General features: G+C 66.8%; 10 protein-coding genes and 1 tRNA gene. 3 read left to right on the plus strand and 8 right to left on the minus strand.

Features of this window, described 5'->3' with window-relative positions; translation table 11 throughout:
* Positions 1-68: 68 nt before the first annotated feature.
* The 4 genes from nagA to C8J42_RS03620 form a co-directional block, all read right to left on the minus strand.
* Positions 69-1,211, minus strand: coding sequence for an N-acetylglucosamine-6-phosphate deacetylase (gene nagA, locus C8J42_RS03605; RefSeq protein ID WP_133018891.1), 1,143 nt, complete (start codon positions 1,209-1,211; stop codon positions 69-71).
* Positions 1,208-2,284, minus strand: coding sequence for an SIS domain-containing protein (locus C8J42_RS03610; protein ID WP_133018892.1), 1,077 nt, complete (start codon positions 2,282-2,284; stop codon positions 1,208-1,210). The genes nagA and C8J42_RS03610 overlap by 4 nt, the downstream gene beginning before the upstream one ends.
* A gap of 81 nt (positions 2,285-2,365) precedes the next feature.
* Entirely contained in the window at positions 2,366-3,166 is an 801-nt protein-coding gene (locus C8J42_RS03615) for a copper homeostasis protein CutC (protein ID WP_243644049.1), read from the minus strand.
* Complete coding sequence (locus C8J42_RS03620) at positions 3,163-4,137, minus strand: N(4)-(beta-N-acetylglucosaminyl)-L-asparaginase (RefSeq protein ID WP_207897056.1); 975 nt, start codon at positions 4,135-4,137, stop codon at positions 3,163-3,165. The genes C8J42_RS03615 and C8J42_RS03620 overlap by 4 nt, the downstream gene beginning before the upstream one ends.
* 246 nt (positions 4,138-4,383) lie before the next feature.
* On the opposite strand from C8J42_RS03620, the gene C8J42_RS03625 reads away from it, so the two are divergent.
* Positions 4,384-7,455, plus strand: a complete 3,072-nt coding sequence (locus C8J42_RS03625; protein ID WP_133018895.1) for a TonB-dependent receptor — start codon at positions 4,384-4,386, stop codon at positions 7,453-7,455.
* A gap of 172 nt (positions 7,456-7,627) precedes the next feature.
* Here C8J42_RS03625 and C8J42_RS03630 read toward each other — a convergent pair.
* From C8J42_RS03630 to C8J42_RS03645, 4 genes are all read right to left on the minus strand, one after another.
* Positions 7,628-7,703: transfer RNA gene (locus C8J42_RS03630), tRNA-Thr, on the minus strand.
* A gap of 41 nt (positions 7,704-7,744) precedes the next feature.
* Positions 7,745-8,620 (minus strand): hypothetical protein, encoded by an 876-nt coding sequence (locus C8J42_RS03635; protein WP_207897057.1) that lies wholly within the window; start codon positions 8,618-8,620, stop codon positions 7,745-7,747.
* The gene (locus C8J42_RS03640) at positions 8,604-8,945 is read right to left on the minus strand and encodes an MmcQ/YjbR family DNA-binding protein (protein WP_133018896.1); all 342 of its coding nucleotides are present in this window, start codon (positions 8,943-8,945) and stop codon (positions 8,604-8,606) included. The genes C8J42_RS03635 and C8J42_RS03640 overlap by 17 nt, the downstream gene beginning before the upstream one ends.
* Positions 8,942-10,261: a replication-associated recombination protein A gene (locus C8J42_RS03645; RefSeq protein ID WP_133018897.1), complete on the minus strand. Its 1,320-nt coding sequence runs from the start codon at positions 10,259-10,261 to the stop codon at positions 8,942-8,944. The genes C8J42_RS03640 and C8J42_RS03645 overlap by 4 nt, the downstream gene beginning before the upstream one ends.
* A gap of 304 nt (positions 10,262-10,565) precedes the next feature.
* Between C8J42_RS03645 and C8J42_RS03650 the strand changes: the two genes are divergently transcribed.
* Together C8J42_RS03650 and C8J42_RS03655 are read left to right on the plus strand one after the other, a co-directional pair.
* Entirely contained in the window at positions 10,566-11,153 is a 588-nt protein-coding gene (locus C8J42_RS03650; RefSeq protein WP_133018898.1) for a PadR family transcriptional regulator, read from the plus strand.
* Complete coding sequence (locus tag C8J42_RS03655; RefSeq protein WP_133018899.1) at positions 11,150-11,443, plus strand: DUF2218 domain-containing protein; 294 nt, start codon at positions 11,150-11,152, stop codon at positions 11,441-11,443. Before C8J42_RS03650 ends, C8J42_RS03655 begins: the two co-directional genes overlap by 4 nt.
* Positions 11,444-11,568 lie beyond the last annotated feature (125 nt).

The following is an 11,568-nucleotide window of genomic DNA, read 5'->3' on the forward strand; positions in this document are numbered from 1 at the left end:
GTTCTCGATGCCAGAAGGGGAGGGCTCGATGCCGGAAAGGGAGGGGGGCAAAAGCGGGGTAGAGGCGGTCAGGCCGCGCTTGCCCCGCCGATCCACGTGCCGACCGGATGCAGGTCGCGGGTGAGCATGACCCAGTCGGCGGTGCGACCGACCTGCAACGTGCCGCGCTCCTGCGACAGCCGCAGGAACGCCGCCGGATAGGTTGCCGCCATCGCCGCGGCGATCTCGGGGGCGACGCCGAGCCGGTCGACGGTGTTGCGGACCGCGCCCGCCATGTCGAGATCGGAGCCCGCCAGCGTGCCGTCGGCACCGACGCAGCGGCCATTCTCGACATGGATCTCGCGGCCCTGCAGCACGAACGACTTCTCCGCCGCGCCGACGCAGGGCATCGCGTCGGATACCAGCATGAACCGGTCGTGCGGCCGTGCGCGCAACGCGATCCGCAGCACTGCGTCGTCGACATGGAAGCCGTCGACGATGATCCCGCAATACACCGCCTGATCGTCGAGCACCGCGCCGACCACGCCTGGGGCACGATGGACCAGCGGCGACATCGCGTTGAACAGATGCGTCACGCCGGTTATCCCGGCGGCCATCCCGGCGGTCGCGGTGGCGTGATCCGCATCGCTATGGCCGACGCTGATAAGCACGCCCGCCGCGGTCAGCGTCGCGATCTGCGCCGCGGTCACGCGCTCGGGGGCGAGAGTCACCATGACCCGGCCGAGGCGGGGGCGGGTCAGCAGCGCGAGCAGGGCGTCGTCGAGATCCTGGAAGCGCGTCGGGTCGTGGATGCCCTTGCGCGCCGGGCTGATCACGGGCCCCTCGATATGGATGCCGAGTACGCCGGGGACACCCGCGAGGATCGCCGCGTCGACTGCATCGAGCGCGAGCGCGATCACGTCGGGCGTGTCACTGATCAGCGTCGGCAGGAACGCGGTGGTGCCGAACGGGCGATGCGCCGCGCCGATCGCGGCGATACCCTCGACCGTGGGCGTATCGTTGAACAGCACGCCGCCGCCGCCGTTGACCTGCGTATCGACGAAGCCCGGCATCAGCCAGCCACCGTCGAGATCGATCGCGTGATCCGCAGCCTGACCGGAGGCCGCGTCGCCAATCTGCGCAATGCGACCGTCCTCGACGACGATCGTCGCGTCGTTCAGCACGCCCGCGGGGGTGACCACATGGCCATTCGAAAACCGGAAGATCGTCATAACGTGCGCGTCACCTTGCTGAGATGCGACGGTGCGTCGGGGTTGAACCCGCGAGCAAGCGAGAGGGCGTTGACCATGCGATAGAAGCTCTGGATCATCAGGAGAGGCTCGATCGCCGGATGCGCTTTCAACGCGGGCAGGACGCCGTCGTCGCTGCTGCCGTCGAGCCCCGCATCGGCGAGCAACACGCCTGCGCCACGCTCGGCGAACTCGCGTGCCGCATCGCGTACGCCGTCGCCGGCTGCGTCGGAGGTCGCGAGCGCTAGCAACGGGAAGCCGTCCTCGACCAGTTGCATCGGGCCGTGGCGGACCTCGGCCGAGCTGAACGATTCGGCATGCAGCGCGCAGGTTTCCTTCATCTTCAACGCCGCCTCGTTGGCGATGCCGAAGCCCATGCCGCGCGCGATCACGAACAGATTGGTCGCGGTGCGCAGCGGTGCGACGGCCGCCGACCAGTCGAGCGCCCAGGCGCGTGCGAGGTCGGCGGGAAGCGCTGCGACCGCGCTACGCAATGCGTCGTCGTCGGCCCATTCCGCGGTCAAGGCGGCGAAGGCGGCAAGCGAGCAGATATAGGACTTGGTAGCCGCGACCGACTTTTCCGGTCCGGCGCATAGCGGGATCAGCGTGTCGGCGGTTTCGGCTAGCGGCGAAGTCTCGTCGTTGACGAACGCGACGACATGCGCGCCGGCGGCCTTCTGCGCGGCGACCGCGGCGAGCAGGTCGGGGCTGCGTCCGCTCTGCGACACTGCGATGCACAGCGTGTTCCGCGCGCCGAGCGGAGCGTCGTAGATCGACACGACCGAGGGCGCCGCGGCGGCGACCGGGATGCCGGTCTTCGTCCAGATTAGATACTTGCCGTAGACCGCCGAGTGATCCGACGAGCCGCGCGCGCAGGTCACGACGACCGCGGGCGGGGCGCTACGAAGACGTGCACCGAGCGCCGCGAATGCCGCGGCGTTGGTCGCGAGCATCCGCGCGACGGCCTCGGACGATTCCGCCGCCTCGCGGAACATCAGCGTCGCGGTTTCCGCAATCGGCGGGGGTGTTAGCGGAGGCGGAGTGGCGTCGTGCATGGCAGCTCGCTTCGATTGGCGTTCGGCGAGGAGCGAGAGGCCCCCCGACCCAGACCGGTTTGAGTAAGTTATGGATTGGTATTATTCAAGCACCGGATGTCCGGTCACCATGTTCGCCAGTCGCTCTACCGCGTCCCGGTTCGTGGCTGCGCGTCCCGGCGAGGCAAAGCCGAAGCGTAGTTCGGCTGGATCGGCGGCGGCCGTCATGGGCGCGCGACACGAGGCGTGGACTTCGCGGACACCGGTCGCGAGGATCGCGGGCAACGTCTCCGGCGAGACCCCGCTTCCCGCGAGGACGATGATCCGACCGGCGGCTTGTCGGTGCAATGCCGTCAGCATTTCTACCCCGTCGATCGCCTTCGGGGCGCCGCCGGAGGTCAGGATCCGGTCGAAGCCGAGCGTGACGGCGGACTCGAGCGCGTCGGGCATGTCGCGGCACAGATCGAAGGCGCGGTGCAGCGTCAGCGAGAGTGGGCGTCCGCGAGCATCGCCCAGCGATCGGGCATGGGCGACCCAAGCGGCGAGGGCGGGCACGTCGAGCCGGTGGTCGGCATCGAGCGCGCCGATGACGATTCCCGCCAATCCGGCTTCGGCTGCCGTGCGAATGTCGTCCGCGATCAGCGCCTGCTCACGCGGCGTATAGACGAAGCCGCCTTCGCGTGGCCGGGCCAGGAGGTGGACGGGTACGCCGGAGGCCTCCGACGCCGCCGCCGCTGCCCGGATCAGCGACGCGGGCGGGGTGAGCCCACCGACGCCAAGCGCCGCGCACAGTTCGATGCGATCCGCACCGCCAGCGATCGCCACGTCGATACCGTGCAGATCCTCGATGCAGACTTCGAGCATCGTTCGGGTACGACGTACCATGTCTTCCGGTACGCTCACGCCTGGAACAGCGACCGCGCCTTCAGCACCGTCGTCTTGCCGCGCGCGTCGGTGACCGCATAGGTGAAGCCCGGCAACAGGCAGAACGCGCCGACATTGCCCTTCGTGTCGAGCGCGAGGAAGCCGACCTGGACGCCGCGGATCGCATCGCCGCGCAGCTTGGCGATATGCCGGACGACCTCTTCGCACGCCTGCTGCGGCGACGACCCGCCGCGCATCGACGCGACGACGCGCGCCGAGCCAGCGACGCGAGTCACTTCCTCGCCAAGCCCGGTCGAAGTGGCACCACCGACGCCTGCCTCGACGTACAGGCCCGACCCGACCTGCGGCGAATCGCCGACCCGGCCGCGCATCTTGAACGCCATGCCGGAGGTCGTGCAGGCGCCCGCCATGCGTCCATCGGCCGTGCGCGCGAGCAGGCCGATCGTGTCATGATCCAGCGCGCCGCCCGGCGTGCGGGTAATGCGATTCTCGCTATTGGCTTCGGGCTGGTATTTCGCGGTCTTCAGCCAGTCGCGCCATGCCTTTTCCGATTCCGGGGTGAGCAGCGACTGTTGCGGAAACCCCTGGTTGCGCGCGAACCGCGTCGCGCCCTCGCCGACGAGAAAGGTGTGCGGCGTCCGCTCCATCACACGACGCGCGACGGAGATCGCATGCACCGTGTTCTCCAGCGCGGCGACGGCCCCGACGCCGCCGACATCGTCCATGATGACCGCGTCGAGCGTGACGTGGCCATCGCGGTCGGGATAGCCGGAATAGCCGACGCTGTGGTTGGTCGGATCCGCCTCGGGCACCATCGCGCCGGCCTCGACCGCGTCGATCAGGGAGCCGCCCTTGGCGAGTTCCGCGAAGGCCACCGCGTTGGCGGCGGCGCCGAAGTCCCATGTCGACAGGACCATCGCGCCGGTCGCCGAAGCGTCCGCCGCGGCACCCGATCGGGCAGCCGCCCGAGTCGCTACGAATGGTATCATGCCCAGGCCGCCCAAGCCGGCGAGCAACGACCGTCGCGTGTTCTCCATCAGATCCCCCTTGCGTTCTTGTGTGCACGCTATCGCAAGGAGATGGCGACCGCCAGTAGTGACGCCGATTTGCAACATTCCAACGCAAATGTTCTAGACCGGTATTGCTTCGGCATTGACTGGCGACGTGTTTTGACCAAACCAGTACGGGCAACCGGTATAGCGCTATCACGCAATCGGGCTTTTTTAGGGGTAGGTATGAACTTCGGCCATTCTGTTTCGCGGATCGCGCTCGTCGGATCTCTCGTGTTTTCCGCTACCACGGCATTCGCACAGGACGTGCCCGCGCAGGCCGTGACGCCCGCCCAGGCTGCCGCGAGCACGCCGGCCGAAGCCAAGGTCGAGGCGGATGCCACCACCGCAACCACTGCCGTCGATCGCGACACGCCGAAGGACGACACGATCGTCGTTACGGGATCGCGCATCCAGCGTCCGAACATGACGTCGGCGGCCCCGATCACGTCGGTCACCGCGCAGGACATCCGCGCGCAGGCTGCGGTCAACGTCGAGGACGTGCTGAACCGCCTGCCGCAGATCGCGCCGGACAGCCAGCAGACGTATAACGACTCCGACGGTCGCCAGCGCATCAAGCTGCGCAGCCTCGGATTCGAGCGCACGCTGGTCCTGATCGACGGCAAGCGCCTCGGCACGCAGAACGGCCAGGACGTCGGCATCATCCCGCCGTCGCTGCTCGAGCGGGTCGACGTGCTGACCGGCGGCGCCTCGTCGGTGTACGGGTCGGACGCGGTCGCGGGCGTCGTCAACTTCGTGCTGAAGAAGGATTTCGAAGGCATCCAGCTCGACGGCAATTATAATTTCTACAACCACAACAACAAGGACACGGTCGTGTCGTCGCTGGCGCGTTCGTCGGGCTTCAGCAGCCCACGCGGCCTGACCAACGACGGTGGTCGTGCCGACGTCACGCTGACCGCGGGCAAGAAGCTGTTCGACGGCGCGCTGCGGATCAACGGCTTCGTCAACTACAAGCATACCGACGAAGTGTTGTTGTCGGCGCGCTCGAACTCGGGCTGCTATCTGACGCAGACCAGCCTGAACGCGCCGCTGTCGTGCGGCCTGACCCCGAGCAGCTCGACGAGCGGACTCATCACGCCGCTCAGCGGTGCGAACGCCAACGCGCAGCTCGTCAACAACCCGAACGGCACGCGTACTTTCGTGCCGTTCGGTCCAGGTGCCGGCAACGCCTCGAACTATTTCAGCAACTATGCGTATCAGCGCCCGTCCGAGCGCGTGAACGCCGGCGGCTTCGTCAGCCTCGACATCGCACCCGACGCCGAGCTGTATGCGTCGGGCATCTGGTTCCGCGACAAGTCGTACAACAACTACCCGGCGATCGCCGGTGGCTCCGTCCAGGTGAACTGCAACAACCCGTTCCTATCGACGTCGCAGGCAACCGCGATCTGCGGTGCTGCGGCTGGCACGGTGGCGACGGCACCGATCGATCTTCGCTATCGTCTCGGTGAGGGCAACGATCAGCCCGACGCGTATCTGAACACCGGCGTTCGCCTGACCGGCGGCGTCCGCGGCAAGGTCGGCAGCGCGTGGACCTATGACGTCGGCGGCGTCTATGCCCGCAACCATCAGGACTACACGCCGAGCTTCGTCAACGCGACCAACCTGCGGAACTCGATCAACGTCGGTGGCACGCGCGCCGCACCGACCTGCGCAACGACCACGGATCCCGCCTGCGTTCCCTTCGATGCGTTCAGCGCGGGTAATACCAACCCGGCGCTGATCGACTATCTGTATGACCAGGGGACGTCGGCAACCACCGGTACGTTGTACGACGTGCAGGCCAACGTCACCGGCGACCTTGGCAAATACGGGATTACCTCGCCGTTCGCGGAGCAGGGCGTCGCGATCGCGCTGGGTACGGAATATCGCAAAGATACGCTCAAATCGACCGCCGACAGCGTCTATCGCGTAGGTCTGGGCGGCACCGACAGCTATCTGAAGCAGGACGTCTGGGAGGCCAATATCGAGGTCCAGGCGCCGCTGGTCGAGCACAAGCGCTTCGCCGACCTGTTGCAGGTGAACGGCGGCTACCGCGTGTCGAAGTACAGCAGCAACCCGAGCACGTTCAATACCTGGAAGATCGAGGGCATCTACGCCCCCGTTAGCGACCTCACGTTCCGGGCCTCGTTCAACAAGGCGCAGCGCGCACCGACGGTGACCGAAATCCGCCAGGCGACCAACGTCGATTTCGCGTCGGGCGGCGCAGGCACGTTCAACGATTTCTGCGCCCCGACGGTCGTCAACGGCGCGAATGGCGTGACCTACGGCGCGCCGATCGCGTCGCGCGAAGTGTGCCGTGCAACCGGCCTGTCGGATGCGCTCTACGGCAGCCAGACCCTGCTGTGCAGCAACGGCACCACCCCGAACGGCTCGGCGGCGTGCACCGTGCGCTCGGGCGGCTACACCGCCGATCCGGAAACCGCCTACACGCAGACCTACGGCCTGATCGTGAAGCCGCGGTTCGTGAAGGGCTTGGTGTTCTCGGTCGATCGCTACCAGATCAAGATCAACGATTCGCTCGGCTATAACGACTTCAGCTATTACACCGATGGCTGCCAGCGTTCGAACGGCGACGCGTTCTTCTGCCAGGGCATCGTCCGCAATCCCGGCACCGGCACGCTGTATTCGACGGCCGGAAGCAACCCGACCACGGGCTTCATCCGGCAGGGCACGACGAACTACTACACGTCGATCGCGCGCGGCTATGATTTCCAGGCGCAGTACACGCTCGACCTTGCCGGCGCCGGCAAGATCGATTGGAATTTCAACGGGTCGCTGGCGACCTTCGCAGGGGGCCAGGACTCGCCGGTCCAGCCGGAGCGTAACTGCGCCGGATACTATGGTAATGGCTGCGGACAGCTGCTCCCGAAATGGTCGCACGGCCTGCGCGCGACCTACACCACGCTCGACCGCGGCTTCAGCGCCTCGTTCAACTGGCGCTATGTCGGGTCGCTGACCAACGCGGACAATTCGGGCGACGAGGCGATCGGCGGCACGGATGCCCGCGCACGGACCAGCTACTACCGGGTTTCGCCGAAGAGCTACTTCGACCTCGCGCTCAACTTCGCGATCGACAAGCAGTTCTCGCTGCGCCTGATCGCGAACAACCTGCTCGACAAGAGCGCGCCGATCGTTCCGGACTCGTACAACGTCGCCCTCGCGCGCACGAACACGATCCCGCAGCGCTACGACTCGCTCGGCCGCAACCTAGCCGTGGGTGCGACCGTCCGGTTCTGATCCAACTCTGGCTCGCGTCAGTCGACGCGAGCCAATGGGGCCGAATGAAGATCCTCCGTGCCCTGGGGCGCGGAGGATTTTTCATGTCGGGGATGCGGGGGGTGGAGCTCGAGCGCTACCGAACGATGCCATGCAGGTGGCGGCGGCGACATCGTTTATCGAAAGTCGGAAATGGTGCCGGTTGCAGGAATCGAACCCGCGACATCCAGTTTACAAAACTGGCGCTCTACCAACTGAGCTAAACCGGCCCTTGCGTCGGGCGCTGCCCGGTGCGTCGCGACCCCATGCTTCAAGATACGCCGAAGGTCCAGCCCTCGGTTTGCGCGATATGCGATGTCATCGCCGCCGGGTGCCAGAGTTCGGGGCGATCGGCGTTGGCGCGGAGCCACGCGGCAGTGAGGATAGCGTCGGTGGCGTGGTCGTCGTAGCGGGCGAGGGATGCATGCGGGTCGCTGCCGATCGCGGCCAGTGCCACGTCGAGTGCGGCGGCGTCGCGGATCTTGCTGAGCCCCTTGCGGATGCCCGCGGCGCGTGCGGCGATCGTGGTGTAGATCTCGACGATCAGCGGACCTTGCGACGGCACCGGATCGAACGGCCAGACCGGCACGTGGCCAGCCAGCCTGTGCAGCACGCGCATGCCGGTGAGGCTCGACTTGCCGACCTGCGCCGCGCCGACGAGATTGAGGTTGCTGGTCGGGCTCAATCCTTGCCGCCGCTGTGCCTCCTCGGTCACGCGGAGGCGGCCGGACCCTTCGAAGAACTCGCCCTTGCGCCCGCCGTGGCGACGCAGATGCCGCGCGACCTCGTCATGATCGACGAACCTGCTGGCCCCCAGATGCGGATCGTCCGCGCAAATCCGTTCGACCAGCGCCCACAGCGCGCGCGCATCTGACGGACTCTCTGCCCAGCCGGGAAAGAACGCGTCCCGGTCGATGAACGGCAGCGATGGCCCGAGATCGAGTCCGACCAGCGTATCCGGCGGCATCGCGTTGGCGAGCCAATCGAGCGCGGCGGTACGCGACCAGCCGCCTTCAGCTGCGACGAGCGTCGGTGCAGCGGCCCTTCGCGCGCATATCGCCACGGCGATCCCCGATTGCCGGGGACCGACTGCGCCCGACCAGTCGATCGCGGCGAAATGGCCGAAGCGGTCAGGGGCGATCGCCATACGCCTTTCGCTGCTTGGCCGATGCCTGATCCCACCATGCGCGGGCGATCACGCGAGCGACGCGCTCGGCATCATGCGCGCCGTAGCGGACCAGCAGGCCGGGCCAGGTCTCGTAATGCGGGGTCTGCCAGAAACTGTCGGGATCGGTCGCGATCAGGACCGCCTTCTCGTCATGCGGGCTGCGGACGTGGAAGCTGCCATCGACATGGCCGGCGCTGACGAAAATCTTGCCGCGCGTCTTGATCGCGGGCTGGCCGTACGACGTCGATGCCTCGGTCTCGGGCAACGACAGCGCATACTGCGCGACCGCAGCCCAATCCTTCACGAGCGCTTTTCCGCGCGCAGGCCGTCCCAATAGGCGAGCCGTTCCGACAGGCGTTTCTCGAACCCGCGTTCGGTCGGCGTATAGAAGGTCTGTGCGCCCATCTCGTCGGGCCAGTAATCCGAGCCGGAGAACGCATCCTCCGCGTCGTGATCGTACGCGTATCCCTTGCCGTAGCCGATATCGCGCATGAGCTTGGTCGGCGCGTTGCGGATCGATGCGGGCGGCATTAGCGACCCGGTCTCGCGCGCCGATTTCCATGCCGCCTTCTGCGCCTTGTAGACCGCGTTCGATTTGGGTGCGGTGGCGAGGTAGACACACGCCTGCGCGATCGCGAGTTCGCCTTCGGGGCTGCCGAGGAAATCGTAGGTGTCCTTGGCGGCGATGCACTGGACCAGCGCCTGCGGGTCGGCGAGGCCGATATCCTCGACCGCGGCACGCGTCAGCCGGCGGAGCAGGAACAGCGGTTCCTCGCCCGCGGTCAGCATCCGCGCGAGATAATAGAGCGCGGCCTGCGGGTCCGATCCGCGGATCGATTTGTGGAGCGCGGAGATGAGGTTGTAATGCCCCTCGCGATCTTTGTCGTACACCGCGACGCGGCGTTGCAGGAAGTTGGACAGCCCCGCGGGATCTAGCAGTTCGGGCAGGTTCACCGAGAACAGCGTCTCCGCCTGGTTGAGCAGGAAGCGACCGTCGCCGTCTGCGCTGGCGATCAGCGCATCCTTGGCGGGCGGGGTGAGGGGCAGGGGGCGCTCCATCTCCGTCTCGGCGCGGTCGAGCAGTTGTTCGAGCGCACCGCGGCCGAGCCGTTCGAGGATCAGCACCTGCGCGCGGCTGAGCAACGCGGCGTTGAGTTCGAACGACGGATTCTCGGTGGTCGCGCCGACCAGGGTCACTGTGCCGTCCTCGACGTACGGCAAGAAACCGTCCTGCTGTGCGCGGTTGAAGCGGTGGATCTCGTCCACGAACAGCAAGGTCCGCTTGCCGATCTTGGCGTGCTCGCGTGCTTCCGCGAACGACTTCTTGAGGTCCGCTACTCCTGAGAAAACCGCGGAGATCGCGACGAACCGCAGGTCGACCGCATCGGCGAGCAACCGCGCGATCGTCGTCTTGCCGGTGCCGGGCGGGCCCCACAGGATGATCGAGGACAGCCGCCCCGCCGACACCATCCGCCCGATCGCGCCTTCGGGGCCGGTGATGTGATCCTGCCCGACCACCTCGTCCAGCGTGCGCGGGCGCAGGCGATCGGCAAGCGGTGCGTTTTCGGGATGCGTTTCAGTAGGGGCGGCGGGTTCGAAGCCCGCGAAGAGATCGGCCATGGGGGGAAGATAGGGGCGGGGGGGCGGTTTGCCCATCCGTCGGCCATCCCAGTGCGCTCGTCACTCATAGACGTACCGTTCTCCTCACAAGCATCGTCGTCGTCACAAGCATCGTCATACCCGCGAAGGCGGGGATCCATACTGGCTGACGGCATGCATGCTCGCTCGGTCCGAGGGTCTGGTTCCCCGCCCGCGCGGGGATGACGGACTGGAGAAAGGCGAATCTTTTCACCCACCTCTTGAACTCGAAATAGTCTGCGATATATCTCAGCTCATGCTTGAAGATATATCGGAGAACACTCAAATGCGTTTTGGTATGGGATATGGAGCCTGGACCGGTGGCCCGCGGGCTGACGGCGAAGGCCGGGGTCGGCCGGGTCACGAAGGTCATGGTCGACATGGACACGGACGCGGCGGCCCCGGTGGTCGGCGGCGGCTGTTCGATGGCGGCGAGCTGAAGCTCGTGATGCTGAAGCTGATCGCGGACGCACCGCGCCACGGCTACGAACTGATCCGCGAGATCGAGGGGCTGACCGGGGGTGGCTATGCGCCGAGCCCGGGCGTCGTCTACCCGACGCTCAGCATGCTCGACGAGATGGGGCTGATCGAGGAGCAACAGTCGGAAGGCGCGAAGAAGCGCTTTGCGGCGAGCGACGAGGGTCGCGCGCATCTGGCCGAGAATGCGGCCGTGGTGGACGGCCTGTTCGCGCGGTTGGCTGCGGTTGGGGCGGAATCCGAGCGGACCGATGGTGCGCCGATCCGGCGTGCGATGGGTAATCTGCGGCAGGTGCTCCAGCACCGGTTGATGCGCGAGGACGTCAACGAGGATACGCTGCACGAAGTCGCGGCGTTGCTCGACGAGGCGGCGCAGAAAATCGAGCGCCTCAAGTGAGCGTCTCGGTCGCACGCGTGCCGACGCATTCGGCGAGCAAGTATCTCCAGCAGCTTGCCAAGCACTGGAGCCACAAGATGGAGGTCACCTTCTCGGAGGAAGAGGGCCGCATCGCCTTCCCGAACGGTGCCGTGCTCGAGATGCGTGCGGACAGCGAAACGTTAGACGTCGCGCTGACGGTGCCGGAGGGGGAGGACGTGGACCGGATGCGCGAGGTGGTATCGAGCCACCTCGACCGTTTCGCCTTCCGCGAGGCGCCGCTGACGTTCGACTGGGTCACGACGCCCTGAGCGAAGCGCAACCTGCCCCCCTCCCTGAAAGGGAGGGGCCGGGGGTGGGTAGGCCGGTTCGAGCCATCTACGCCTGAACATGCGGAAGCCGACCCACCCCCAACCCCTCCCTTCCAGGGAGGGGG

This window comes from Sphingomonas sp. PP-CE-1A-559, assembly GCF_004340965.1.
Classification (GTDB): domain Bacteria; phylum Pseudomonadota; class Alphaproteobacteria; order Sphingomonadales; family Sphingomonadaceae; genus Sphingomonas.

Coding starts and splice junctions, on each gene's coding strand:
- nagA (WP_133018891.1), bottom strand. CDS start 1,211: ATGACGATCTTCCGGTTTTCGAATGGCCATGTGGTCACCCCCGCGGGC.
- C8J42_RS03610 (WP_133018892.1), bottom strand. CDS start 2,284: ATGCACGACGCCACTCCGCCTCCGCTAACACCCCCGCCGATTGCGGAA.
- C8J42_RS03620 (WP_207897056.1), bottom strand. CDS start 4,137: ATGATACCATTCGTAGCGACTCGGGCGGCTGCCCGATCGGGTGCCGCG.
- C8J42_RS03625 (WP_133018895.1), top strand. CDS start 4,384: ATGAACTTCGGCCATTCTGTTTCGCGGATCGCGCTCGTCGGATCTCTC.
- C8J42_RS03635 (WP_207897057.1), bottom strand. CDS start 8,620: ATGGCGATCGCCCCTGACCGCTTCGGCCATTTCGCCGCGATCGACTGG.
- C8J42_RS03645 (WP_133018897.1), bottom strand. CDS start 10,261: ATGGCCGATCTCTTCGCGGGCTTCGAACCCGCCGCCCCTACTGAAACG.
- C8J42_RS03650 (WP_133018898.1), top strand. CDS start 10,566: ATGCGTTTTGGTATGGGATATGGAGCCTGGACCGGTGGCCCGCGGGCT.